At 58.7% G+C, this 23,942-nt stretch carries 25 protein-coding genes; 18 read left to right on the top strand and 7 right to left on the bottom strand.

The annotated features are described in order from the left end of the window. Window positions 1-4: 4 nt before the first annotated feature. Both MSNKSG1_RS07280 and MSNKSG1_RS07285 read right to left on the bottom strand, forming a co-directional pair. The gene (locus MSNKSG1_RS07280) at window positions 5-631 is read right to left on the bottom strand and encodes a MotA/TolQ/ExbB proton channel family protein (protein ID WP_008938606.1); all 627 of its coding nucleotides are present in this window, start codon (window positions 629-631) and stop codon (window positions 5-7) included. 72 nt (window positions 632-703) lie between these two features. Next, complete coding sequence (locus tag MSNKSG1_RS07285) at window positions 704-3,160, bottom strand: DNA internalization-related competence protein ComEC/Rec2 (protein ID WP_083871002.1); 2,457 nt, start codon at window positions 3,158-3,160, stop codon at window positions 704-706. A gap of 58 nt (window positions 3,161-3,218) precedes the next feature. Between MSNKSG1_RS07285 and MSNKSG1_RS07290 the strand changes: the two genes are divergently transcribed. After that, window positions 3,219-3,764 carry a DUF2062 domain-containing protein gene (locus MSNKSG1_RS07290; protein WP_008938608.1) on the top strand — a complete coding sequence of 182 codons (546 nt, stop codon included), beginning with the start codon at window positions 3,219-3,221 and terminating at the stop codon, window positions 3,762-3,764. On the opposite strand, the gene MSNKSG1_RS07295 is transcribed toward MSNKSG1_RS07290, so the two are convergent. Both MSNKSG1_RS07295 and MSNKSG1_RS07300 read right to left on the bottom strand, forming a co-directional pair. Further along, window positions 3,752-4,441 carry an ABC transporter ATP-binding protein gene (locus MSNKSG1_RS07295; RefSeq protein WP_040886801.1) on the bottom strand — a complete coding sequence of 230 codons (690 nt, stop codon included), beginning with the start codon at window positions 4,439-4,441 and terminating at the stop codon, window positions 3,752-3,754. The genes MSNKSG1_RS07290 and MSNKSG1_RS07295 overlap by 13 nt on opposite strands. 13 nt (window positions 4,442-4,454) lie before the next feature. Beyond that, window positions 4,455-5,696: a lipoprotein-releasing ABC transporter permease subunit gene (locus MSNKSG1_RS07300; RefSeq protein ID WP_008938610.1), complete on the bottom strand. Its 1,242-nt coding sequence runs from the start codon at window positions 5,694-5,696 to the stop codon at window positions 4,455-4,457. 121 nt (window positions 5,697-5,817) lie between these two features. Between MSNKSG1_RS07300 and MSNKSG1_RS07305 the strand changes: the two genes are divergently transcribed. From MSNKSG1_RS07305 to infA, 9 genes are all read left to right on the top strand, one after another. Continuing rightward, a complete protein-coding gene (locus MSNKSG1_RS07305; protein WP_008938611.1) occupies window positions 5,818-6,405 on the top strand; it encodes a PilZ domain-containing protein in 588 nt (195 codons plus the stop codon). Window positions 6,406-6,512: 107 nt separating this feature from the next. Then, window positions 6,513-6,815 carry a hypothetical protein gene (locus tag MSNKSG1_RS07310; protein WP_008938612.1) on the top strand — a complete coding sequence of 101 codons (303 nt, stop codon included), beginning with the start codon at window positions 6,513-6,515 and terminating at the stop codon, window positions 6,813-6,815. A gap of 105 nt (window positions 6,816-6,920) precedes the next feature. After that, the gene (locus MSNKSG1_RS07315; protein ID WP_083871018.1) at window positions 6,921-7,973 is read left to right on the top strand and encodes an agmatine deiminase family protein; all 1,053 of its coding nucleotides are present in this window, start codon (window positions 6,921-6,923) and stop codon (window positions 7,971-7,973) included. After that, the gene (locus MSNKSG1_RS07320; RefSeq protein ID WP_008938614.1) at window positions 7,970-8,884 is read left to right on the top strand and encodes a carbon-nitrogen hydrolase; all 915 of its coding nucleotides are present in this window, start codon (window positions 7,970-7,972) and stop codon (window positions 8,882-8,884) included. The genes MSNKSG1_RS07315 and MSNKSG1_RS07320 overlap by 4 nt, the downstream gene beginning before the upstream one ends. 7 nt (window positions 8,885-8,891) lie before the next feature. After that, on the top strand, window positions 8,892-9,803 hold the full coding sequence (locus tag MSNKSG1_RS07325; RefSeq protein ID WP_008938615.1) for an AAA family ATPase: 912 nt from the start codon (window positions 8,892-8,894) through the stop codon (window positions 9,801-9,803). A 151-nt stretch (window positions 9,804-9,954) separates the two neighbouring features. Then, entirely contained in the window at window positions 9,955-10,908 is a 954-nt protein-coding gene (gene trxB / locus MSNKSG1_RS07330) for a thioredoxin-disulfide reductase (RefSeq protein WP_008938616.1), read from the top strand. 23 nt (window positions 10,909-10,931) lie between these two features. Continuing rightward, complete coding sequence (gene aat / locus MSNKSG1_RS07335) at window positions 10,932-11,645, top strand: leucyl/phenylalanyl-tRNA--protein transferase (protein ID WP_008938617.1); 714 nt, start codon at window positions 10,932-10,934, stop codon at window positions 11,643-11,645. Further along, window positions 11,646-12,359 (top strand): arginyltransferase, encoded by a 714-nt coding sequence (locus MSNKSG1_RS07340; protein ID WP_008938618.1) that lies wholly within the window; start codon window positions 11,646-11,648, stop codon window positions 12,357-12,359. It begins immediately after the preceding gene. Between the two features lie 81 nt (window positions 12,360-12,440). Next, the gene (infA, locus tag MSNKSG1_RS07345; RefSeq protein WP_008938619.1) at window positions 12,441-12,659 is read left to right on the top strand and encodes a translation initiation factor IF-1; all 219 of its coding nucleotides are present in this window, start codon (window positions 12,441-12,443) and stop codon (window positions 12,657-12,659) included. A gap of 79 nt (window positions 12,660-12,738) precedes the next feature. Here the strand turns inward: infA and clpA are convergent, their stop codons facing one another. Both clpA and clpS read right to left on the bottom strand, forming a co-directional pair. Then, window positions 12,739-15,009, bottom strand: coding sequence for an ATP-dependent Clp protease ATP-binding subunit ClpA (gene clpA / locus MSNKSG1_RS07350; protein WP_008938620.1), 2,271 nt, complete (start codon window positions 15,007-15,009; stop codon window positions 12,739-12,741). 18 nt (window positions 15,010-15,027) lie between these two features. Further along, complete coding sequence (gene clpS, locus MSNKSG1_RS07355; protein WP_008938621.1) at window positions 15,028-15,387, bottom strand: ATP-dependent Clp protease adapter ClpS; 360 nt, start codon at window positions 15,385-15,387, stop codon at window positions 15,028-15,030. A 311-nt stretch (window positions 15,388-15,698) separates the two neighbouring features. On the opposite strand from clpS, the gene MSNKSG1_RS19640 reads away from it, so the two are divergent. The 8 genes from MSNKSG1_RS19640 to MSNKSG1_RS19605 all read left to right on the top strand — a co-directional run bounded on the left by MSNKSG1_RS19640 (window position 15,699) and on the right by MSNKSG1_RS19605 (window position 22,782). Then, window positions 15,699-16,007, top strand: a complete 309-nt coding sequence (locus MSNKSG1_RS19640; protein ID WP_008938622.1) for a cold shock domain-containing protein — start codon at window positions 15,699-15,701, stop codon at window positions 16,005-16,007. Window positions 16,008-16,237: 230 nt separating this feature from the next. Further along, a complete protein-coding gene (locus tag MSNKSG1_RS07365; RefSeq protein WP_008938623.1) occupies window positions 16,238-16,864 on the top strand; it encodes a pseudouridine synthase in 627 nt (208 codons plus the stop codon). Then, a complete protein-coding gene (locus MSNKSG1_RS07370) occupies window positions 16,861-17,310 on the top strand; it encodes an NUDIX hydrolase (protein ID WP_008938624.1) in 450 nt (149 codons plus the stop codon). The genes MSNKSG1_RS07365 and MSNKSG1_RS07370 overlap by 4 nt, the downstream gene beginning before the upstream one ends. 48 nt (window positions 17,311-17,358) lie before the next feature. Next, the gene (mnmA, locus tag MSNKSG1_RS07375; RefSeq protein WP_008938625.1) at window positions 17,359-18,540 is read left to right on the top strand and encodes a tRNA 2-thiouridine(34) synthase MnmA; all 1,182 of its coding nucleotides are present in this window, start codon (window positions 17,359-17,361) and stop codon (window positions 18,538-18,540) included. Beyond that, window positions 18,537-19,175: a high frequency lysogenization protein HflD gene (gene hflD, locus MSNKSG1_RS07380; RefSeq protein WP_008938626.1), complete on the top strand. Its 639-nt coding sequence runs from the start codon at window positions 18,537-18,539 to the stop codon at window positions 19,173-19,175. Before mnmA ends, hflD begins: the two co-directional genes overlap by 4 nt. Before the next feature lie 99 nt (window positions 19,176-19,274). Beyond that, window positions 19,275-20,642, top strand: coding sequence for an adenylosuccinate lyase (gene purB / locus MSNKSG1_RS07385; RefSeq protein ID WP_008938627.1), 1,368 nt, complete (start codon window positions 19,275-19,277; stop codon window positions 20,640-20,642). 15 nt (window positions 20,643-20,657) lie between these two features. Beyond that, window positions 20,658-21,809, top strand: a complete 1,152-nt coding sequence (locus MSNKSG1_RS07390) for a cupin domain-containing protein (RefSeq protein ID WP_008938628.1) — start codon at window positions 20,658-20,660, stop codon at window positions 21,807-21,809. A gap of 7 nt (window positions 21,810-21,816) precedes the next feature. After that, complete coding sequence (locus tag MSNKSG1_RS19605; RefSeq protein WP_008938629.1) at window positions 21,817-22,782, top strand: GNAT family N-acetyltransferase; 966 nt, start codon at window positions 21,817-21,819, stop codon at window positions 22,780-22,782. Here the strand turns inward: MSNKSG1_RS19605 and MSNKSG1_RS07400 are convergent. After that, on the bottom strand, window positions 22,771-23,781 hold the full coding sequence (locus tag MSNKSG1_RS07400) for a LysR family transcriptional regulator (protein ID WP_008938630.1): 1,011 nt from the start codon (window positions 23,779-23,781) through the stop codon (window positions 22,771-22,773). The two genes, MSNKSG1_RS19605 and MSNKSG1_RS07400, sit on opposite strands and share 12 nt — an antisense overlap. Window positions 23,782-23,942 lie beyond the last annotated feature (161 nt).

A 23,942-nucleotide genomic window follows, 5' to 3' on the forward strand; every position in this document is an offset into this window, starting at 1 on the left:
GCGTTCAGGCTCCTTCCACGTCGATTTCGCGGTCTCCGTGGACAACCTCAACGAGCTTGACCGCTTCCTGTTCCATATTGACCACCAATTCATCCACTCGACGAATGAAGTAGCGATGGCAGATCAGGGCCGGAATCGCAACACTGAGACCCGCAGCCGTGGTAATCAGCGCCTCGGAGATACCACCGGCCAGATTTCCCGCATTGCCGACACCCGCCAGCTGGATTTCGGCGAACACCTTGATCATACCGATAACGGTGCCCAGAAGACCGAGCAGCGGCGAAATCGTTGCGACCGTTCCGAGGGGATTCAGGAACCGCTCAAGATCGTGGATGACCTGGCTGGCCTCGTGTTCGATGCTTTCCTTCATGATATCGCGGCCGTGCTTGGCATTCAGCAGACCGCCAGCCAGAATGCGCCCCAGCGGTGAAGAAGCCTGGAGAGCCTTGAGCTTCCGGCCATTGAGATCCTTTTTCTTGATCCAGCGCCAGAGCTCATTGATGGTCTGGGGCGGAGCAACCCGTGACGCCCGCAGGGTCCAGAAACGTTCCAGAATGATGGCGAGGGCCAGTACGGAACAGGCAACGATGGGCACCATCATAATGCCGCCAGCTTTCAACAACTCGAACACGCTTGGTCTCCCTGATTAGTTACAAGCCGCGCTACTTTAGCATAGCTGCCGTTTCAGGCCACACCCGTTATGTCACGGTATTTTACATTGGTCACGGGCGAGACCGGCACCGCCTATCCAGAAGGGAGACTCATCGACGGCCTCGCCGATAATCAGCCCCCGGGGACCGCCGGTCATCGTAATGGCGCCCGAGCAGGCCGTGTTCAGCGCAACGGCCCCAACCTCCCGATAACGCCGCACCACCGAGGGATGGGGGTGGCCAAAATGATGGTGATAGCCGGCGCTGTAGATCACATAATCGGGAGCCAACGCCCGAACCCACCGGGCCGACGAGGAACTCCTGCTCCCGTGATGCGGAGCCAGCACGATCCGAACCGAGGGATCCGAAGCCCGCTTTCCGCTCCTGGCGTCGAGAAACCGAGCCTCCGTACCGGTGGTGATGTCCCCGGGAAGAATCCATTCGATATCCGCTTCCCGGTCCCGGATCGTCAGAACGCAGGAGGCGTCGTTGCCGGAGCGGGCAAGCGGATCCCGCCAGAACGAGAGTTCCAGGCCGGAAAACCTGAACTGGCGGGAGGCGCAGTCATCAACAACCGGCACATCCATACCGGCCAGCCTCCGGGCAATGGGGGTCGGCTCTCCAGTGACAAGGTGATTCACAGGCAGGCGGCTGAAGAGCGCCTTCAGCCCCCCGGCATGATCCCGATCATTGTGACTGACCACCAGGGTATCGATCCGTTCGATCCCGAGCGCCTTCAGGTTGGGCACGATGGTCGATTCCACCGCCGAGAAAACCCCGGGGACCGCCGGCCCGGTATCATAGAGCAAAGCCCGGTTTCCCCGCGTGAGCAGAACCGACAGCCCCTGCCCCACATCAAACACCTGGATCCGTGTGCTTGTCGGTATTGCACCGGCGCCTGCGGATCGAGTGTCGGCGCCTGCAAGCAGCCAGAGCGTCACAGCAAGGATGGTCGCAGGCCGACTCCAGGGTAACGGAAGCCGGATGGCAACCAGCCCGAGCACAGCAACGAACACAAGAGTTCCGGTAGCGGCGGATGTCGCTGGCCACGACTGCTTTGAAAGCCAGACCAGTACCCACCAGAGCGCATCCAGAACGCCATCCATCAAAGGCAGCGCCATGGAGGAAAGATCCGGAAGCGCAGCAACGACAAGACCACCCAGGACGATGACGGGCATCACGACAAAGGAAACCCAGGGAATCGCAAACACGTTGGCCAACAGACCGGCCACTGGCTGACTCTGGCCAAACTGAGCCAACACCGGCGCCAACCCTACGAACACGCCAGCCTGCGCAAGAAGGAGGCCCCGAAGCCAGCCAGGCCGCCCCAACCGATTCGAGAAAATCAGCACCAGAATAGCGACGGCCGAGAAAGACAGCCAGAAGCCCTGATCGAGCGGCGCAAACGGGTCCAGCAGGAGCACCAGAACGAGTGCGATGACCAACGTCCGCCAGGGCGATCCATAGCTTCCGCTCATGGCCGCCATCATCGCCAAAACAGCCATCACCAACGCGCGGCGGGTGGGAACGGTAAATCCAGCCGCCAACGCATACACCAGACAACACAGGCCGACCACCAGCAAGACACAGCGACGGGCCCCGGATGCCGAAAGTCGACTCGCCGGGACCGACAAAAGCAACTGACGAACCGCTATGCCCACAGCGAATGCAATCAGACCGAGGTGCAACCCCGAGATGGCAACCAGATGGACGGTGCCGGTCGCCTTCAGTACCTCCCATTGAGAATCCGTGACCGATCCACGGTTGCCAATCATCAGCGACGCAATCAACGGGTAATGTCGTGCCCCACCGAACTGGCTCTCCACCCATCGAGCCAGCGCCTGATGCCATCGGGTATATCGGCAGTGCCAACCACACACCAGCGAAGACGCCGGCGACGCGGACTGCACGGTACCGGTGGCCCGGAAACCCTGCCGGAACAGCCAGTCTTCATAGCGGAACCCGGCCGGGTTCAGGGTGCCATGGGGGCGTTTGAGCGTCACCGTGAGCGTCAGCCGATGTGCCTCGAGGACGGAGGGATCCCCGTGATACCAGGTCAGGCGGAGCTTGTCGGGAAGATTGGGGTGAGCCCGCCCCGGCCATCCGGTGACGCAAAAACTGAACCGGAGGCTTCGAAAGCTCCCCCGGGATGGCAGATCACAGACGTAACCGCTCACCACCACGGGAACACCTTCAAGCCGTGCCGGAAGACGTTGTGACAGCCGCTCGGACGAATGCCAGCATCCCCATGCCAGCCCGCCAACCAGACAGACCACAAGCCATAAAAAACGATGAAGCCAGCGTGAGGAGACAATGCGGACACTGCAAAATGCTGTCATAAAGATGATCAGCAACATCCACGATGCTGGCAAGATCGACAAGCGATACAGTAAGATATCGCCGCACGCGAACGCGAATGCGCCGGGGCCACCGACAAAGAACCCGGGCCTCGGGAAATTCGGTCCCGTGCCCCTGACATGTTCGGACAATCCGTGTCCTCCATTTTTCATTCATCTCCGACGACATCCTTGTCGCCGGGGTTACCACAATCAACAGGCAGAACTTCCGATGCCAAAGAAGTTCATGAAACGCTATCTGCCAACGCCCGAGAAAGTGCAGTCGATGCAATCACTGCACTTTCTGGGCGATATACTTCATGAACCGAACCTCTGGCATATCAACCGACATAGCGTTGCGCGGGCGTTCCTGGTCGGCGTCTGGTTCTGCTTTATTCCAATGCCATTCCAGATGGTTGCCGCCGCGATATTCGCGATCTGGTTCAACGCCAACCTGCCTCTGTCGGTGGTGCTGGTCTGGATCAGCAATCCGTTAACCATGCCCCCACTGTTTTATTTCAATTACAAGGTCGGCGCGTGGGTGTTAAGTCGCCCGGTGTTAACGTTTGACTTCCACCTGTCCTGGGCCTGGATCAGCGAACGCATCGTGGACATCGGGATTCCGCTCTATCTCGGCTCAATCATCTGCGCCACGGTCTTCGCCTGTGTGTCCTACCTGGTCATCCAGTTCCTGTGGCGCCGAAAAATCCGCTCCGACTGGCGAGCAAGACGGGGCACCCGGATCCAGGGTAAACGCAGGAGCAATCAGCTCTCCTGAACCAGTCGCCCCTGCTCCAGCCGCAGGACACGCCCGAGGCTCCGGGCCATGCGCATGTCGTGGGTCACCATCACGAAGGCGATCCCGAACTGATCCCTGAGCGACTCGATCAAAGCCTGAACGCCCTCCCCGGTCTGTTCATCCAGATTACCGGTGGGCTCGTCCATCAGCACGCACGCCGGTTCGTTGACGAGGGCACGGGCAATCGCCACCCGCTGACGCTCGCCTCCGGACAACTCTCCGGGCTTGTGGGCAAGCCTGGCGCCAAGTCCCACTTTTTCCAGGATTGCTGTCGCCTTTTCCCTGGCAACCTTTACCGGGACGCCACCCAGTGCGCAGGGCATCATCACGTTCTCAAGTGCCGTAAACTCCGGCAGGAGGTGATGAAACTGATAGACGAACCCGAGATGGCGATTCCGGAAGCGGGCACGCCCACCTTCGGACAGCGTCTGGATGTTTTCACCACAGATGTGGATGGTTCCCGAGGAAGGCTTGTCCAGGCCTCCCAGCAGGTTCAATAACGTCGTCTTGCCAGCACCACTGCTGCCCACAATGGCGACGGTCTCCCCCGTGGCCACGGTCAGCGAGATGCCCGAAAAAATCGTCAGCTTCTCGGGACCTTCATTGTAGGTCCTTGTGACCTCACGGCAGTCGATAACTGGCCTATTGTCTTTCATGGATGCGCTCGCCTCATTCATACCTCAGAGCCTCCGCCGGATCGATACGGGAAGCGCGCCAGGCCGGATAGATGGTTGCCAGCAGACTCATTGCCAGGCCGGCACCACTGATGATCAGCACATCTTCCCACTGCAGCTGAGACGGCAGGTAACTGATGAAATAGACGTCAGCACTGAGGAAGTGGTGGCCGGTGACCGATTCCAGCCAGGCAATGGCATCACTGACGTTAAGTGCACCCAGGATCCCCAGCGCTGTGCCGATGAGCGTGCCGACGACGCCTATCACCGCGCCCTGAACAATGAAGATCCGCAGAATTCTGCCAGGTGTCGCGCCCATGGTCCGTAGAATGGCGATGTCTGCCGTCTTGTCAGTCACCACCATGACGAGAGTGGAGACAATATTGAACGCCGCCACCGCGACAATGAACATCAGGAGCAGGCCAATCATGGTCTTCTCCATGCGGATGGCCTGGAACAGATTGCCGTGGGTACGCGTCCAGTCCGAGATGTAATAGCGCCCGTCAAGCATTCTCGCGGCCTCCCGCGCCACTTTCGGGGCAGCAAAGAGATCGTCCACCAGCAAACGGATGCCCTGGGCCTTACCACCGGTCCGCATCAGTTTCGCGGCGTCATCCATGTGAACCAGCGTGTAATTGCCATCCAGCTCGGCACCGACGCTGAAGATGCCTTTTACGGTGAACCGTTTGAGCCGGGGCAGCACACCCGCGGGCGTCAGGGAGGCTTCCGGAAGCACAACGGTGACCCGGTCCCCTATCTTCAGGCCCAGACTGGATGCAGCGATCCGGCCGATGATAATGCCGAATTCTCCGGACTTCAGGTCATCAATGGACCCCTCGACCATATGATCCTCAATGATCGAGACTTTCTTTTCCTGCTCCGGAAGAATGCCGTTGAGCATAATGCCCCGGACATCGCCCCCTCTGGTCAGCATGCCCTGGGCGTGAATGAAGGGCGCAGCCTCCAGTACCCTGGGGTGTTGCTTTACAATCTTTTCCACAGACCGCCAGTCATCCAGTGGACCGTCGCCCTGAATCACCGCATGGGGCACCATGCCCAGGATGCGTTGCTTGAGCTCCCGATCAAAGCCATTCATGACAGACAGCACGATGATCAGAACCGCAACGCCGAGCATCAGCCCGATCATCGAGGTCAGCGATATGAAGGAAATAAAGTGGTTCCGGCGCTTGGCCGCGGTATACCGCAAGCCTATATAGAACGATAAAGGTCTGAACATGGAGGAACGCCTGTCGCTACCATCAGCTCTTGAAGGTGTGTTGATCCCGCACCGGTGCCTGCCGGGCAGGAAACTGCTAAACTCTTATTTACCAATAATAATTCTGATATCCGGAGCCGAGATGGAGACACACGACACCGCCGGAGAATCCCGGGATGGAACGCCCGAACGCCGGGATTTTTTCCGTATTGAAGACCGGATCGGCCTGGAAATCCGCAAGCTCGCTCCCGATGCGGCCATCGACGAACAGATGTTCGATACTGACCACCTGGCCATGCTGAAAACGGAACTCCGACGGCACGACCAGGATTTCAGGAATCAACTGGCCATTCTGGCAGAGCGGGACCGGACGCTGACCGCCGCACTCAAGTCTCTCAATGGCAAGCTCGACACGCTGGCGCGCATTATGGCCTTTGAGCAAAATCCCTTGCAACCGGAAGACTGGCAGGAGGTGACGCTCAGTGAGGGCGGGCTGTCGTTTACCAGTGCCAGTGGCGCCCTGAAAAAGGGCGACCGCCTTGCGGTTCGCATGACACTTCCCCCCGATCTGGCGCAGGCTGAGGCGGTGACGGAAATCCTCGAGATCCATCCCGAATCCGCTGACAGCACAAGGGTTCACACGGAATTCGTCCAACTCAGTGATGGTGACCGGCAGCAAATCGCCCGTCATGTGATGCGTTGGCAAATTCGACAGCGACAAAAAGGATAAACTGGGGAAAACCGGGTGACTTTTGTTAGCCTTTTTCGGATATTACGTTTTATCCATATCGATACGCGGTACCCTGAGCGGACCCAAGCATGACTGGAGATCCATCAATGAAGAAAAACAGAACCCTGTTCGGTGTAATGGCCGTGATGGCCACCCTGTCGTTTGCACCGGCCAGCGGTGCCCTGGCCGAGGAAATCAAGATTCCGGTTGGCAGCCAGGCTGCCCGGGACCAGGGACATTTTCCCGCTTCCGGCCTTTCCCAGGCGTCCGTTCGGGCCAAGTGGGGCGAACCCGACGACGTTCGCGGACCGGTCGGCGAGCCCCCCATCACACAGTGGATCTACCCCGATTTCATCGTCTATTTCGAGGGCAATCGCGTGATCCATACAGTGCTCAAACCCGAACACTAGAAGAACCGGTCAGTCCGGACCGGCGTATTTTCACCTACCTCCTCCTGACGTTGTCCGGGAGCTTGGGTAGAATGGCGGCTTTTGCGAGTGAAGGTGTTTCAGAGAGTGACTTCCAGACGCGTCCTGCCCGCCGAGTGGGCCCCACAAAGTGCCGTAATGCTGACCTGGCCGCACCCGGGTACGGACTGGGCATCACACCTTGAGGCGGTCGAGCCGGTCTTCGAAGCCATCGCCCGGGCGGTGCTGCACTTCGAACACCTGGTGATCAGTTGCGAACACGTTTTCCGGCTTCAGGAGCTTCAGCAATCTCTCAACCGCTATGCCGAGGAGTCCGGCCTTCCCGGTCGGGTGCTTGCAGTTCCGGCACCAGCTAACGATACCTGGGCACGGGACCATGGTCCGATCACGGTTGAAACCGAGGATGGGCCGACACTTCTGGATTTCCGGTTTAACGCCTGGGGCGGGAAGTTTCCGTGGGAGAAAGACGATGCCCTGAACCGGCACCTGTCGAACGCAGGCGTCTTCGGATCAACGCCACTCAGCGAGGTCGACTTCGTCCTCGAAGGTGGTTCCATCGAATCCGATGGACAGGGGACGCTGCTTACCACCAGCGAATGCCTCCTGACACCCACTCGAAATCCGACCCATGACCGCGCCGATATCGAGCAGTTACTGTCCGAATTGCTGGGGGTCCGCCGAATCCTGTGGCTTAACCACGGCTACCTGGCGGGCGACGATACAGACAGCCACATCGACACCCTGGCCCGTTTCTGCGCAACGGACCATATCTGCTATGTCACCTGCCCCGACGTCGCCGACGAGCACTACAGTGCATTGGCCGCCATGGAGGAAGAGTTGCAGGAGTTTCGCCAGGCTAACGGCGAGCCCTATAAGCTCACGGCCCTGCCGTGGCCAGATGCCATTTACTCGGATGATGGTGAGCGCCTGCCCGCCACCTACGCGAACTTCCTGATTATCAATGGCGCCGTTCTCGCGCCCGTCTACGGCGTCCCACAGGATGAGGAGGCCATCAACGTGCTACAGGAACTGTTCCCGGATCGTGACATTGTGCCGATCGATTGCCGTCCCCTGATCGAACAGCACGGCAGCCTGCACTGCGTCACCATGCAGATTCCGGCAGGGGTGGTGAACCCATGAGTAACAACAGCATTCTTTCCGTTGCTGCCATCCAGCAGGCCTGCAACGCGGACAAGGCCGAAAGCCTCGCCACTACCGAGCGGCTGGTCCGGTCAGCGGCCACCGATGGGGCGGACCTGGTCATCCTGCAGGAGCTGCATGCCACGCTGTATTTTTGCCAGACGGAAGACACATCCGTCTTCGAACTGGCAGAGCCGATTCCCGGCCCTACCACTGACCGGTTGTCCGCTCTGGCGAAAGAACTGGGCATTGTTCTGGTGGGCTCTGTCTTCGAACGACGCATGAACGGCGTTTACCACAACACGGCGGTGGTTTTCGAGAAAGACGGTTCGATTGCCGGCATCTACCGGAAAATGCACATTCCGGATGATCCCGGGTTTTACGAAAAGTTCTATTTCACACCCGGCGATGCCGTTTTCAATGACGGTCGGAGCGGCTTCACGCCGATTCAGACATCGGTCGGCCGCCTGGGGGTTCTGGTCTGCTGGGATCAATGGTATCCGGAGGCCGCCCGCCTGATGGCCCTTGCTGGCGCCGAGATCCTGATATATCCCACCGCCATCGGCTGGGATGTCACTGACGACCCGGATGAACAGGCACGTCAGCTGGAAGCGTGGGTCACCGTTCAGCGCGGTCATGCCGTCGCCAACAACCTGCCGGTGGTCGCACCCAACCGGGTCGGTATCGAGCCGGATCCTTCAGGCCAGACCGATGGCATCCGTTTCTGGGGAAACAGTTTCATCTGCGGTCCTCAGGGCGAATTCCTGGCCCGGGCCGATGACGCTGCTGAAGAGATCCTGATGGTCCGACTTGAACGTTCGCGCACCGAGGCGGTTCGCCGGATCTGGCCCTATCTCCGGGACCGCCGCATCGACGCCTATGGTGATATCGTCAAGCGGGTCAGGGACTGAAATCGGGATGAAGGCACTGGTAGATCAGGTCGTCCGGGAACTCAATGGCATCCTGCTTGGCAAGGAACGCCAGGTTCGCCTGGCACTATGCGGGCTGCTTGCCCGGGGCCACCTGCTGATCGAGGATATCCCGGGCATGGGGAAAACCACGCTGTCCCACGCCCTGGCCCGGATCATGGGCCTCAGTTATCAACGCATCCAGTTCACCAACGACCTGCTGCCCGCCGATGTGCTTGGGTACTCGATGTATGACAAACAGGCCGGCAGGCTGGTTTTCCATCCGGGCCCCATTTTTGCTCAGGTGGTGCTGGCCGATGAGATCAATCGGGCATCACCACGCACACAGAGTGCGTTGCTCGAGGCCATGGAGGAACGCCAAGTCTCGATTGAGGGCGAAACCCGCCCTCTCCCGGAACCCTTCTTCGTGATCGCCACCCAGAACCCAATCGAGCAGGGTGGCACCTTCCCGTTGCCGGAATCCCAGCTCGACCGGTTCCTGATGCGCCTCAGGCTCGGCTATCCGGACCCAAGAGCCGAACGTGAGCTGCTCGAGGGAGAAGACCGCCGGGCACTCACCGACCGTCTTGAGCCAATACTGTCCGGAGACAAGCTGCAAATGCTGCAACAGGGTGTCAACCGGGTGACGGCAAGCCCGGCCCTGCTGGACTATATCCAACGCCTGCTTGAGCAAAGCCGGAACATGCCGGGACTGCTTTACGGCCTGTCCCCCAGGGCCGGACTGGGACTGCTCCGGGCGGCCAAGGCCTGGGCACTCATGGAAGGCCGTCATCACGTTCTGCCCGACGATATTCAGGCGGTCTTTCCCGCAGTTGCGGAACACCGCCTGGAACAGGGCGAATCCGGGAAAAGCGAGGAGCGTATCCGGCAGCTGCTGGCCAACGTTTCGGTACTTGATTAAAACGCCCTGAGGACATAGCAAGGTTCTATAACCGGCATTGTCCGAAATGAATGGTCGCCAGGTTATTTCATGTTAGCCTTTTGCCATTCCGGAAAGGGACCTCTTGCCACCTCAGGCAAACCCAATTTTCAAACATCAGTGAGAGACACTCATGAGCGATAGCAAACACTCCAGACTGATCATTCTCGGTTCTGGTCCGGCGGGCTACACAGCCGCTGTCTATGCCGCACGGGCTAACCTCAATCCCACGCTGATCACCGGCATTGAGGTCGGCGGGCAACTGACCACCACAACCGATGTCGATAACTGGCCCGGTGACAACGATGGCGTCCAGGGCCCGGAATTGATGCAGCGGATGCAAAAACATGCCGAGCGTTTCGAAACCAGCATCGTCTACGACACCATCAATGAGGTCGATCTCCGGAATCGCCCGTTTCGCCTGAAAGGTGACAGTGGCGAATACACTTGCGACGCGCTGATCATCGCAACGGGTGCCTCCGCCATGTACCTCGGGCTGGAATCCGAGGAAAAGTTCAAAGGCCAGGGCGTTTCCGCCTGCGCCACCTGTGACGGTTTTTTCTATCGCAAACAGAAAGTCGCGGTGATCGGCGGCGGTAACACCGCGGTTGAGGAAGCCCTGTACCTGTCGAACATTGCCGATGAAGTGACACTGGTGCATCGACGTGACAGCCTGCGGGCGGAAAAGATTCTCCAGGACAAGCTGTTCGAGAAGGCCGAGAATGGCAACGTCAATATCGTCTGGGACCACACGCTTGATGAAGTGCTCGGCGATGGCACCGGCGTTACCGGCATGCGCATCAGGAGCACCAAAGACGACAGCACCCGCGACGTGGAACTGGCAGGCGTGTTCATTGCCATCGGCCACAAGCCGAACACCTCGCTGTTCGAAGGCCAACTGGACATGGACAACGGATACATCCGGATTCGCTCCGGTCTGGACGGGATGGCGACGCAAACCAGTGTTCCGGGCGTCTTCGCTGCCGGCGACGTGGCTGATCACGTCTACCGCCAGGCCGTCACCTCCGCCGGCTTCGGCTGTATGGCGGCGCTGGATGCGGAAAAATTCCTGGACCAACCCGTCTGACAACCGGTAGTCACTGGAGAAGGATGACCTCCCTACCCTGGCTCGATCCCGACTACGTGTGGTTCCCGCCCGCCGAGGATGCCCTTGACGATCCGGACGGACTCCTGGCACTCGGCGGCGACCTGTCTCCGGAACGGCTGATTCTCGCGTACCGAAGCGGTATCTTCCCGTGGTACAGCGACGATCAACCCATACTCTGGTGGTCACCGGACCCAAGATGCGTGCTGTTCCCCGAAGAAATCCATGTATCGAGGAGCCTTCGGCGAACCCTTAACCAGCACCGGTTCCATGTCACGGCCGACCGCGTCTTCAACCGCATCATCCGTCTATGCGGCGCGACCCGGGCCGAGGGCACCTGGATCACCGACGACATGGTGACGGCCTATACCGAGCTTCATCAACAGGGGATCGCCCACTCCATCGAAATCTGGAACCGGAAAGGTGAGCTGGCGGGCGGTATGTACGGTGTCGCCATTGGCCGCTGCTTTTTCGGTGAGTCCATGTTCTCGCTGGAAACCAACGCCTCCAAGGTCCTGATGGTGTACCTGGCAAACCAGCTTCGCCTTTGGGGCTATCAGCTGATGGACTGTCAGGTCGAAAGCCCTCACCTTCTGACGATGGGCGCGAGGAGCATTCCAAGACGTGAGTTTTTATCTATACTCAGGTCATGTGTTGATCAGGAGCCCGAGATGCCGGGATGGCAATTCAGCTGGGAATGGAGCGGGCCGGAGGTCTGAATGAGCAATCTCAGAACGCTGGTTTTCTTCGCCACTCCGCCTCACGATTGCAGCTACCTGCCCGATCGGGAGGCCACCACAATGTTTGTGGACCCGCGGGCAAACGTCGACAAGAAGCTGTACAGTCAATTGACAGCACTGGGTTTCCGCCGGAGCGGATCCCATTATTACCGGCCTCATTGTGAACATTGCAACGCCTGCATACCGGTTCGGCTCAAGGTCAATGATTTCGAACCGGATCGGGGACAGCGGCGGGTGCTTCGCAAGAACGACGACATCGAATGCAGAGTGGTCCCGGCCAGCTACAGCGATGCCTATTACGCTCTTTACGCTCATTACATCGAGGAGCGTCACAGTGATGGCGATATGTATCCGCCTTCCCGGGAGCAATTTGTCTCGTTTCTTGTGGAAGGGGCAACCGACTCGTGGTTTATCGAGATGCGCCTGGATGGCCAGCTGGTCGGACTGGCGGCGATGGACGCACTTGATGATGGCCTGTCGGCCATCTATACCATCTTTGCTCCGGAACTCGAACACAGAAGCCTGGGAACCTTTGCGATCCTGTGGCAGATCGAGGAGGCGAAACGTCGGGAACTACCTCACCTGTACCTCGGTTACTGGATCCGGGAATGTCGAAAAATGAACTATAAAACCCGTTTTCAACCGATAGAGTCTCTCATAGACGGGCATTGGCGGGTTATGCAGAAGCCCTGACTTTGCCAAATGGCGACAAATCAGGCAGAATTGCGCAATTTAAAATCACCAGAACCATAGTAAACACGAGGTTTCTACTGAATGGCGAAATCAGATGTCATTGAAATGGAAGGTGTCATTGTCGACACACTTCCAAATACCATGTTCCGCGTTGAGCTGAGCAACGGCCACGTTGTTACCGCTCACATTTCCGGCAAGATGCGCAAAAACTACATCCGCATCCTGACCGGCGACAAGGTCAAGGTTGAGCTCACGCCGTACGACCTGAGCAAAGGCCGGATCGTTTACCGCGCCCGTTGATTTTCGCCAGTGACATCTGAAAAACCCCGCCGAGGCGGGGTTTTTTAGTGCGTTTCCGGGCGAACTGGCCGCCGGACCGTCAGACGGCCTCGGCGGGTTCGTCTTCGTATTCGAACTCCAGGTCGTCGCCCTTCAGGTGGACGTACACGTCGCCGCCATGTTCCGAGAGCCGTCCGAACAGAATCTGCTCGGCAAGCGGCCGCTTGATCCGGTCCTGGATCAGACGCGACATCGGGCGGGCGCCCATGGTGGCGTCGTAGCCCTTCTCGGCCAACCAGGCTTTCGCATCGTCATCGACATGAAGCACAACGTGCTTCTCGTCCAGCTGGGCCTGGAGCTCCGTCAGGAACTTGTCCACCACATGGGTGATGGTGTCCTTCTGGAGATCGGCGAACTGGATGATGCCATCAAGCCGGTTGCGGAACTCCGGAGTGAAGGTTTTGGTAATGATCTCCATGCCATCGGTGCTGTGATCCTGCTCGCTGAAACCGATGGACCGACGAGCCATGCTCTCTGCGCCCGCGTTGGTGGTCATCACGAGGATCACGTGGCGGAAATCGGCCTTCCGGCCATTGTTGTCCGTCAGCGTCCCGTGATCCATCACCTGCAGCAACAGGTTGAAGACCTCCGGATGCGCCTTCTCGATCTCATCCAGCAACAACACGCAGTGCGGGTGCTTGTTCACAGCTTCGGTGAGCAGCCCACCCTGATCGTATCCCACATAGCCCGGGGGCGCGCCAATCAGCCGTGACACGGTGTGCCGTTCCATGTACTCGGACATGTCGAACCGGACCAGCTCGATCCCCAGAACCTTCGCCAGCTGCCGGGTCACCTCGGTCTTGCCGACGCCGGTCGGACCGGCAAACAGGAACGCACCTTCCGGCTTTTCGGGAGCCTTCAGGCCGGCACGGGCCAGCTTGATGGCCGTCGAGAGTGACTCGATCGCCGGATCCTGGCCAAACACCACCATCTTGAGATCCCGCTCGACGTTGCGCAGCAGTTCCTTGTCGCTGGTCGAGACGTTCTTCGGCGGAATCCTGGCAATATTGGCAACCACGTCTTCGATTTCAGACACGTCCACGGTTTGCCGACGCTGGTTTTCCGGCAGCATGCGCTGACGCGCACCCGCCTCATCGATCACATCAATGGCCTTGTCCGGCAGATGGCGATCGGTGATGTAGCGATCCGCCAGTTCCGCGGCCACACGCAGCGCCTTGTCGGTGTATTTCAGATCGTGATGTTTCTCGAAGTTGGGTTTGAGCCCCTTAAGAATCTGATAGGTATCCTCGACACTGGGCTCGTTGACATCAATCTTCTGGAAACGACGCGCCAGAGCACTGTCCTTCTCGAAAATACCCCGGAATTCCTGGAAGGTCGTCGAACCAATACAGCGAATCTCACCCGAGCTCAACATGGGTTTGAGCAGATTCGACGCATCCATGACACCGCCTGACGCAGAACCTGCGCCAATGATGGTGTGAATCTCATCAATGAACAGAATGGCGTGGTTCTGCTTCTTCAGTTCACTCAGAAGGCCCTTCAGCCGTTTCTCGAAATCACCCCGGTACTTGGTGCCCGCCAGCAGCGCGCCCATATCCAGCGAGTACACGACAGCGTCGGAGATAATGTCAGGCACCTGGCCATCCACGATGCGTTTGGCCAGCCCTTCTGCGATGGCGGTTTTGCCGACACCGGCCTCACCCACCAGCAACGGGTTGTTCTTGCGGCGACGGGCCAGAATCTGAACGACCCGCTCGACCTCGTGCTCGCGCCCGATCAGCGGGTCGATACGCCCCTGCCGGGCCTGCTCATTCAGGTTGGTCGCATAGCTTTCAAGCGGCTTGGACTGACTACCTTCCTCTCCGACCTCCTCATGGGAAGCCTGGTCGTGCCCTTCATCTTCTTCTGCGCCCTGGACGCGGGAGATTCCGTGGGACACGAAATTCACCACATCGATCCGTGCAATGCTCTGCTTCTTCAGAACATAGACGGCCTGGCTTTCCTGCTCACTGAAGATGGCCACCAGAACATTGGCGCCTGTGACCTCTTTCTTGCCGGAAGACTGGACGTGGAATACCGCCCGCTGCAAAACCCGCTGGAAGCCCAGAGTGGGCTGGGTTTCACGCTCACTGTCATTGCTTGGAATCAGAGGCGTGGTGGAATCCACGAACTCTACCAGTTCCTCTTCGAGGCGCTTCAGATCCGCACCACAGGCTTTGAGGACGCCCACCGCCGATTCATTGTCCAACAGAGCCAGCAACAAATGCTCGACCGTCATGAATTCATGACGCTTGTCACGGGCATTTTTGAAGGCCGTATTCAGCGTAATTTCAAGATCTTTGCTCAGCATGGGCCACCCCAACGTCTTTCAGTCCGCACGTTCAATCTCGCAAAGGAGCGGATGTTCGCATTCCGAGGAATACTGGTTCACCTGTGCTGCCTTTGTTTCCGCGATGTCTCGGGTATATACCCCACATACGGCTTTTCCTTGCGTATGGACGAGCAGCATCACCTGCGTCGCCTTTTCTTCGTTCATTGCGAAGAATTTCATCAGTACATCCACCACGAAATCCATGGGGGTGTAATCATCATTCAGAAGCACCACCCGGTACCTTGCCGGGCGTTTCAGAGCTGGTTTCTCAGGCGCCACACTGACGTCATCCTGACGACCAGGCTGGTTGTCCTCCCCCTGATTCAATATTAGTAGAGAATTGTCGATAGTCCGCATGTTTCTTTACCGGTTTACTCGGTGTCCCCGTTTAATGTGGTTGTCCGCCGCACCGTTTTCAAGCCAGAGGTACGACATAGCGTGAGAGAATTATCAATACCGGCATGATACCGTTTCCAGACCGCGTTAAACCACACATTACGTCGATAGAAACTATTGACTCAAAGCGTCGATTGGTCGACAGTTAATGTGCATTGTTAAATATTGTAAAGATGTACAATGCCTGTGTAACACGACGACCTGGCGGAGCTCCGGGTTGCAGACTTACCCGAATAATAAGAACTGACAGCAAAGGAACAGGGGAGTTCATCATGCCAAGAGGCAAAGTTAAGTGGTTCAACAATGCCAAAGGTTACGGATTCATCATCGAGGATGGCTGCAGTGACGACCTGTTTGCCCACTTTTCTTCGGTTCAGATGGACGGCTACAAGACTCTTAAAGCCGGCCAGACCGTGACTTTTGAAAAAAAGCCCAGCGATAAGGGAATTCACGCGGTCAACATCGTCCCTGACGAGATGCCCTCACGGTCCGCCGAAGGCCGAGCCGGCACCGGCGAGAAGAAGTCCGATTCCAGGGATCGGGGCGGCGACGACCTGTCCCAGCGAGCGGTCAACGCCTGACGAGCTCATTTGCGTTATCCGTCGCCGGGCGCTCAAACCCGGCGCGAGACGTCTGGCGAAACGCCTGAATCAAGCCCGCCGGCGGAATCGGGCAACAGACCAACTGACGGGGCCGCAAATCAGCGGACTCGACGGTGTTTCATTACCATCGACAACGCTTGCCAATTCCGGAAAATCCCGTACCCTTTGCGCTCAAACCCGCCAGCGACACAGGATTCCGGATTCCCCGTATGTCCGAACTCGTGCTGTTCAACAAGCCCTTCCATGTTCTAAGCCAGTTCACCGATCAGACCGATGGCGGTCATCGTGGTGCCAGAAAAACCCTGGCAGACTGGATCCGGGTACCCGGCATTTACCCAGCTGGCCGGCTGGATTATGACTCCGAAGGTCTGCTCCTGCTCACGGGCGACGGGGCCTTGCAACATCGCATTGCCTCTCCCACGAACAAGATGCCAAAGACCTACTGGGTGCAGGTTGACGGTGACATCACCGACACCGCGCTGGAAACATTGGCGGCGGGCGTCACGCTGAAGGACGGCCTGACCCGGCCTGCCAATGCACGCCGACTGGCCGAGCCCGATGTCTGGCCCCGAACGCCACCGGTCCGGCACCGGGAATCCGTACCCACAAGCTGGATCGAACTGACCATTACCGAGGGCCGGAACCGACAGGTTCGCAGGATGACCGCTGCCGTCGGGTTCCCCACACTCCGTTTGATCCGCTATCGTATTGGGGACTGGACCCTTGACGGACTCTCGCCAGGCCAGTATCGCACGGTCACCGTTCACTTACCGGCCGGCAAACCGCCGGCAAAACGTCGCAGAAAGCCCGCTTCAAGGAGGCCATCCCGCCCATGACCTGGACACCACACGCCACCGTCGCTGTCATTGTCGAAGACACGGAAGGCCGCTTTCTCATGGTTGAGGAGGTCAGTGCAGGCCGTATCGTCTTCAACCAGCCAGCCGGCCATATCGAGGAAGACGAGCCCATTCTGGATGCGGTTCGCCGAGAGGCGCTGGAGGAGACCGGATGGGACATAGAACCCCGATACTTCCTTGGCATGTACACCTACAAGGCTCCGGCCAACGGTGTCACCTACCACCGCTTCTGCTATGTCGCCGATGCGGTGAACCACAGGTCTGACGAGCTTGACGATGGCATCCTTGCCGCCCATTGGCTGACGCTGGATGACATCCGGGCACTCGGCGATCAGTTGCGCAGCCCGCTGGTTCTGCAGTGCATAGAAGATTACCGAAATGGCCGCCGTTACCCGCTGGACGTGGTGGTCGAAGCGCAGACGTAACGGGCCAGAAATGCTAGACTCGCGGCTTTTATTCAACATGGGGCTGAAATGAGCAACAAGCCTGAAGTCATCTCGCCGGAATCCACCCGGGTGATCGTTGGCATGTCCGGTGGTGTCGACTCTTCCGTGGCTGCCTGGCTTCTGAAGGATCAGGGCTACCAGGTTGAAGGCCTGTTCATGAAGAACTGGGACGAGGACGACGGCACCGAGTACTGTACGGCCATGACCGACCTTGCCGACGCTCAGGCCGTGGCAGATGCCATTGGCATCAAGCTCCACACCGCCAGTTTCGCGGCGGAATACTGGGACCGGGTGTTCGAACACTTCTTGTCCGAATACAGCGCCGGACGAACCCCCAACCCGGACATTCTGTGCAATAAAGAAGTAAAATTCCGGGCGTTTCTCGATTACGCCATCACCCTTGGCGCCGATTTCATCGCCACCGGACACTATGCCCGCCAGCGCCCGCTGGCCGACGGTTCCGGCAGGGCCCAGTTGCTCAAAGGCCGCGATCCCAACAAGGACCAGAGCTATTTTCTGCATGCCGTATCCGGTGAACGGATTGCCAGAACCCTGTTTCCGGTCGGCGAACTGGAAAAGCCGGAGGTCCGGCGCATCGCTGAACAACAGGGCTTTGTCACTCACGACAAGAAAGACTCCACCGGCATCTGCTTTATCGGCGAACGCAAGTTCCGCGACTTCCTGAAGCAGTATCTGCCCGCGCAACCGGGCGACATCGAAACGCCCGAGGGTCAGGTGATCGGTCGGCACCAGGGCCTGATGTACCACACCATCGGGCAGCGTCAGGGCCTGGGCATTGGCGGCCTGAGCGAATTCGGTGATGAACCGTGGTATGTCGCAGAGAAAGATCTTCATCGGAACGTCCTGATTGCCGTCCAGGGCAAACAGCATCCGCTGCTGTTTGCCCGCGGACTGATCTCCGCCGCGATCGACTGGGTTGCCGGAGAGGCGCCCGCCCGTCATTTCCGGTGCAAGGCCAAAACCCGTTATCGCCAACCCGATCAGGACTGCGAGGTGACACTCCTGGCCGACGGGGGCGTCAAGGTGATTTTCGACGACCCACAAAGGGCCGTGACACCGGGCCAGTCGGTGGTTTTCTACGACGGCGAAGTCTGCCTTGGCGGGGGCGTCATCGAGGAGACCTGGAGAGACGACCAAGCAGTGCCCGAGCGGGCTGACACATCGGCACGCCATGGAATGAGCGCATGAGTCGATCCCTTCACGATCAGACCCTGGCCCTGGCCGGCCTGTTCCAGGCCGCTGCGCTGGTGCAACAGATTGCCCATCGGGGTCAGTGCAGCGAAGCCAGTCTTGAAACCTCGATCCGTTCGCTGTTCGCAACCAATCCGGATAGCACGCTCGACGTATTCGGTGGCGAACTGACGGACATACGGGAGGGCCTCGAGACGCTGGCGGCCATCATGGGCCAGCAGAGCAAGCCGGAAGATGTGGAAATTCTCCGGTACACGCTTAACCTCGTCCACCTGGAGGCCAAGCTCCGGCGCCATCGGGACATGCTGGACGTCATCGGCAGCCGTATCGATCAGGCCCGTCATACCGCCAGTCATTTCGGTTATACCCACCCCAACCTCATCAGTAACCTGGCGTCCGTCTATACCGATACCATCAGTACCTTCCGCCAAAGGATTCAGGTAACCGGCAATCCGACCGTGCTCCAACGGGAAGAGAACGCTGCCAAAGTGCGTGCACTCCTGCTTGCGGGGATTCGTTCCGCCGTCCTGTGGCATCAGAGTGGGGGCCGTCGCTGGCAACTGCTGTTCGTACGCCGAAAAATCATACAGCACGCCCGGGAACTGGCCGAGCAGTCACGCCAGTTGCCTTAATCCTGCCCGGTTTAACGCTGATTCCCGTCCCGGCCTGGTGTATCATGGGCGGCCTAATTTCCGTTTGTTTCGATTCTTTGATCACTTGAGAGGTTTTCGATGGAACTCACCGCCCTGACGGCTATTTCCCCCGTCGACGGACGCTATGGCAGCAAAGTCAGTGTATTCCGCAGCATTTTCAGTGAATACGGCCTTATCCGTAACCGCGTGACCGTCGAAATCCGGTGGCTCCAGAAACTGGCCGCCCACCCCGGGATTGCCGAAGTGCCGTCTTTTTCCGAAGAAGCCAATCAATTCCTCGACACGATGGTCAGTGAGTTCAGCCTGAGCGATGCCGAACGCATCAAGGAAATCGAACGGACCACGAATCACGACGTCAAGGCAGTGGAGTACTTCATCAAGGAGAAGATTGCCGGCATGCCCGAGCTGCACGCCGTCACCGAGTTTGTCCACTTTGCGTGCACGTCCGAAGATATCAACAACCTCTCCCACGCACTCATGCTTCGGGAAGGACTGGATCACGGCCTGCTGCCGGCCATGGAGCGCGTCATCGACAAACTGGCCGAACTGGCCCGGGAGCATGCCGATCAGCCCATGCTGTCCCGCACCCATGGGCAGACCGCCTCTCCGACCACAGTCGGCAAGGAATTCGCCAATGTCGTCTTCCGTCTGCGTCGCCAGCTCGAGCAGATTCGCCAGATCGAACTGCTGGGCAAGATCAACGGTGCAGTGGGCAACTACAATGCTCATCTCTCTGCGTATCCAAATGTGGACTGGGCTGAGAATGCCCGGTCGTTCATCGAAAGCCTGGGCCTGAACTGGAACCCGTATACCACCCAGATCGAGCCGCATGACTACATCGCCGAGCTCTACGACACCATCGCCCGTTTCAACACCATCCTGATCGATCTGGACCGGGACGTGTGGGGCTACATTTCCCTCGGCTATTTCAAGCAGAAGACCGTCGAAGGCGAAGTCGGCTCGTCGACCATGCCGCACAAGGTCAACCCCATCGATTTCGAAAACTCCGAGGGCAATCTGGGCATTGCCAATGCACTGTTCGATCACCTGGCCGCCAAATTGCCCATTTCCCGTTGGCAGCGCGACCTGACCGACTCCACCGTCCTCCGCAATCTGGGCGTAGGCTTCGCGCACAGCCTGATCGCCTATGAGGCGACCCTGAAAGGACTGAGCAAGCTGGAACTCAATCCGGCCCGCCTGAACGAGGATCTGGACCATGCCTGGGAAGTCCTGGCAGAACCGATCCAGACCGTGATGCGCCGCTACAACATCGAAAAGCCCTATGAAAAACTCAAAGCGTTGACCCGTGGCAAGGCAATGACGCCGGAAGTCATCAAGAATTTTGTCGAGACACTCGACATCCCGGACGCAGCCAAGGCGGAACTGATGGCCCTCACACCGGGCAGCTACATCGGTAATGCCGCCGGGCAGGCGCGCAACATCTGAAGACAGGAGCACACCATGGACATGCTGGGCGGACTGACACCCTCCGAGTTTCTGCGGGACTACTGGCAGAAAAAGCCTTTGGTCATCCGTCAGGCCTTTCCCGGCTTCAAGTGCCCCGTCAGCGCCGATGAGCTCGCCGGACTGGCCTGCGAAGAGGGCGTCGAGTCCCGGATTGTAATCGAGAACGATAACGGCAAACCATGGCAGCTTCACAATGGGCCATTCACCGCCGACCGTTTCGAGGCCCTGCCCGAACAGGACTGGACGCTCCTGATCCAGGGGCTGGATCACTGGGTTCCGGAGATTGCCGATCTGCTTGAGCATTTCCGGTTCATTCCGAACTGGCGCCTCGACGACATCATGGCGAGCTATGCCCCCCGGGGCGGCAGCGTTGGCCCCCATTACGACCAGTACGACGTCTTTCTGCTCCAGGCCGAAGGCCATCGCGAGTGGACCTTTGGTGGTCATTGCGACCATACCTCCGCACGGATTGAGGGAACGCCCCTGCGTATTCTCAGCGGCTGGGACGGCGAGGAAACGGTCACCCTGGCTCCCGGAGACATGCTGTATCTCCCCCCCGGCATCGGACACCACGGCATAGCGCAGGACGACTGCATTACCCTGTCGGTGGGCTTTCGGGCACCGACCGTCGACGACCTGTTGACCGGTTTCACGGATTTTCTGTGCAGCAAGTCCGATGCGGATGATCACCTGAACGACCCGGACCTGCAGGTTCAGGCCAATCCGGGCACGATTGCCCCGGACGTGATTGATCGGCTCGACCGGGTCCTTCGCGCAAAACTGGAAGACCGGAGGCAGCTGGCGCTCTGGTTCGGGCAATATGCAACGGCACCCAAGAGCCTGGACATTGTCGTATCGGCAGAAGAACCTGCGGCCGAAGAAGATCTCGCTGAAGCCATCCGGGCCGGCGAATCACTCCGGTGGAACGAGGGGTCACGCTTTGCCTACCATGAGCTGGGGGAAGAAACCGCACTTTTCGTGGACGGCGAACAATATCTTCTCCGGGGAGATGCGCGCCCGATTGCCCCCCTCCTTTGTGCCGGCGCACGAATCGACATGGGCGCGTTGAGACCTCTGACAGAGGATCCCGCCCTGCTCGGACTTCTCACCAGGCTCTACAATCAGGGATCCGTCTATTTCGAATAGGAGTGCTATGACCATCCGGTTCCGAAAGTACAGCTGGCAGCTGGCGCCCGGTCAGCTCCGGGACATTCGTCAGAAGGTTTTTATCGACGAACAGAACGTACCCCCGGAGCTGGAGTGGGACGACACCGACGAGATCGCGGATCATTACCTGGCAGTGCTACCGGACAACACGCCGATCGGCGTCGCGCGCCTTTTCCCGGCCCTGGATGAAACCGGCCATATCGGCCGCATGGCCATCCTGCCGGAACACCGGGGCAAAGGGTTTGGCGAGGCGCTGCTTCGGCACCTGATGGCGGAGGCCGCACCCCAGTTTGGCGAATTGCGTCTTTCAGCCCAGGAACACGCCGTCCCCTTCTATCGCCGGTCGGGCTTTCACGTCTGTTCGGATGTCTACGATGACGCAGGCATTCCCCACTACGACATGCGCTGCCTGGGCCCCAGGCTGGCCATGGAGGCGCTGCCCGATAACGCATATCCCGCCATCCTTGGGGTAGACCAGACCAGCTGGCTGTTCGATACCGAAGGGCGCATGCTCGCCCTGATGGATGCACTCGCAGGCCAGGCCAGGCAACGGTTATGGCTTTACGATCGGCTCCTGGAACACGATCTTTACGACCGAAGCCGCTTCCGGGAACTGATCTCTGCGCTGGCACGCGGTCACAGACTCAGCGAAGTGCGGCTGTTGATTCACGATGACAAACCCCTGGTCAAGCGTCGCCACAAACTGGTGGAACTGATGCGTCGACTGCCGAGCCGTATCGAGCTGCGCCTGACCAACGATGACTATCCGCTGGAAGACCAGCCGTTCATGCTGGTCGATCGCGAAGGCGTGCTGTATCGGCACGATTTCTACAAGCCGGAAGGGTTTGGCAAATTTGCCGACGGCGGCAGGGTCAAACTGCTTTCTGAAAGCTTCCAGAGGATGTGGGACGCCGGCCGGAGCTCACTGGAACTGCGGGAATTACCGCTCTGAGGAACGGACCTGAGGCAGGTCCGATGCTTCAAAACGGGCCCCGAAATCCGCAAACTCCGCATCCACCTCTTCCGCAACTTCCGCGATCAGTTTCCGCAACCACTGGTGATCGGTGTTGTGCTGGAGTAACGGGCTCCAGGCCATTTTCAGCTCGAAGGGCGGAATTTCAAACGGTGGCACCTTGACCACCAGGTTGGGGTTATCTTTCTGCAGCCATGCCGCCCGTGACGGCAGCGTTGCAATCAGGTCGTGCTGCTCGGCGAGCAGCATCGCCACCTGATAATGACGGGTAAACACGGAAATCTGCCGCTTCCGCCCCATCCTGGACAGCGCCTCGTCGACCCAGCCCAGTCTCTGGACATCCTTCGGATTGACCCCGACGCCAACCCCAAAGCCGGTTTTACTGACCCAGATATGGCTGGCGTCCAGGTAGGTATCCAGTGTGAAAGGCTCTTTGAGAATCGGATTCCGGACGTTCATCAGGCAGGCAAAGTATTCGGCCCAGAGGGTTTTCTGATGGAACGACTGGGGAATCTTGTCAAACCGGTTGATGGCCATATCCAGCCGGCCCTGCTCCACATCCAGGAAACTCACGTCACTGGGGGTGAGTACATCCAGCGTGACATTCGGAGCTTCCTGACGAATCCGGCGAAGCACCCGGGGCATCAGGCAGGATTCGGCATAATCACTGGCCATGATCCGGAAAACCCGATGGCTCTCCATGGCTGAAAAGGGCGTTTTCTCCTGAACCGTCTGTTCGATATCCGACAGAATCCCCCGTACCATCGGCTGTAACTCCCGGGCACGTTCGGTGGCGGTCATCCCCTCACTGGTTCTGACCAGCAGGGGATCGGCGAACAGATCCCGAAGCCGCCGAAGGCCATTACTCATGGCAGGCTGGGTAATCCCGAGATGGTTGGCCGCCTTGGTGACATTGCGCTCCCGGAGCAGAACATCCAGGTAAACCAGAAGATTGAGATCGACTCGGGAAAGATCCACAGCTGCCTCCCTGAAGATAGTGGCAATCAGACTGCCAAAACGTTACATTCACCAAACCAATATACGCCATTTTAAAGATTCACGAAATGAATGAAGCGAACTTTCACATTTCAAAACGGATTCGAATGGCTATTTCTGCTAGTCTGATTGTTGAATAATAT

It is taken from the genome of Marinobacter santoriniensis NKSG1 (genome assembly GCF_000347775.1).
GTDB lineage: Bacteria > Pseudomonadota > Gammaproteobacteria > Pseudomonadales > Oleiphilaceae > Marinobacter > Marinobacter santoriniensis.

What these genes read in the sequence shown, in the direction of transcription:
- trxB (WP_008938616.1), top strand. Translation starts at nt 9,955, where the DNA reads ATGAGCGATAGCAAACACTCCAGACTGATCATTCTCGGTTCTGGTCCG.
- MSNKSG1_RS07365 (WP_008938623.1), top strand. Translation starts at nt 16,238, where the DNA reads ATGTCCGAACTCGTGCTGTTCAACAAGCCCTTCCATGTTCTAAGCCAG.
- MSNKSG1_RS19605 (WP_008938629.1), top strand. Translation starts at nt 21,817, where the DNA reads ATGACCATCCGGTTCCGAAAGTACAGCTGGCAGCTGGCGCCCGGTCAG.
- MSNKSG1_RS07305 (WP_008938611.1), top strand. Translation starts at nt 5,818, where the DNA reads ATGGAGACACACGACACCGCCGGAGAATCCCGGGATGGAACGCCCGAA.
- MSNKSG1_RS07295 (WP_040886801.1), bottom strand. Translation starts at nt 4,441, where the DNA reads ATGAAAGACAATAGGCCAGTTATCGACTGCCGTGAGGTCACAAGGACC.
- purB (WP_008938627.1), top strand. Translation starts at nt 19,275, where the DNA reads ATGGAACTCACCGCCCTGACGGCTATTTCCCCCGTCGACGGACGCTAT.
- infA (WP_008938619.1), top strand. Translation starts at nt 12,441, where the DNA reads ATGGCGAAATCAGATGTCATTGAAATGGAAGGTGTCATTGTCGACACA.
- MSNKSG1_RS07320 (WP_008938614.1), top strand. Translation starts at nt 7,970, where the DNA reads ATGAGTAACAACAGCATTCTTTCCGTTGCTGCCATCCAGCAGGCCTGC.
- MSNKSG1_RS19640 (WP_008938622.1), top strand. Translation starts at nt 15,699, where the DNA reads ATGCCAAGAGGCAAAGTTAAGTGGTTCAACAATGCCAAAGGTTACGGA.
- MSNKSG1_RS07370 (WP_008938624.1), top strand. Translation starts at nt 16,861, where the DNA reads ATGACCTGGACACCACACGCCACCGTCGCTGTCATTGTCGAAGACACG.
- clpA (WP_008938620.1), bottom strand. Translation starts at nt 15,009, where the DNA reads ATGCTGAGCAAAGATCTTGAAATTACGCTGAATACGGCCTTCAAAAAT.
- MSNKSG1_RS07310 (WP_008938612.1), top strand. Translation starts at nt 6,513, where the DNA reads ATGAAGAAAAACAGAACCCTGTTCGGTGTAATGGCCGTGATGGCCACC.
- MSNKSG1_RS07300 (WP_008938610.1), bottom strand. Translation starts at nt 5,696, where the DNA reads ATGTTCAGACCTTTATCGTTCTATATAGGCTTGCGGTATACCGCGGCC.
- MSNKSG1_RS07340 (WP_008938618.1), top strand. Translation starts at nt 11,646, where the DNA reads ATGAGCAATCTCAGAACGCTGGTTTTCTTCGCCACTCCGCCTCACGAT.
- MSNKSG1_RS07285 (WP_083871002.1), bottom strand. Translation starts at nt 3,160, where the DNA reads ATGAAAAATGGAGGACACGGATTGTCCGAACATGTCAGGGGCACGGGA.
- clpS (WP_008938621.1), bottom strand. Translation starts at nt 15,387, where the DNA reads ATGCGGACTATCGACAATTCTCTACTAATATTGAATCAGGGGGAGGAC.
- hflD (WP_008938626.1), top strand. Translation starts at nt 18,537, where the DNA reads ATGAGTCGATCCCTTCACGATCAGACCCTGGCCCTGGCCGGCCTGTTC.
- mnmA (WP_008938625.1), top strand. Translation starts at nt 17,359, where the DNA reads ATGAGCAACAAGCCTGAAGTCATCTCGCCGGAATCCACCCGGGTGATC.
- aat (WP_008938617.1), top strand. Translation starts at nt 10,932, where the DNA reads ATGACCTCCCTACCCTGGCTCGATCCCGACTACGTGTGGTTCCCGCCC.
- MSNKSG1_RS07290 (WP_008938608.1), top strand. Translation starts at nt 3,219, where the DNA reads ATGCCAAAGAAGTTCATGAAACGCTATCTGCCAACGCCCGAGAAAGTG.
- MSNKSG1_RS07325 (WP_008938615.1), top strand. Translation starts at nt 8,892, where the DNA reads ATGAAGGCACTGGTAGATCAGGTCGTCCGGGAACTCAATGGCATCCTG.
- MSNKSG1_RS07390 (WP_008938628.1), top strand. Translation starts at nt 20,658, where the DNA reads ATGGACATGCTGGGCGGACTGACACCCTCCGAGTTTCTGCGGGACTAC.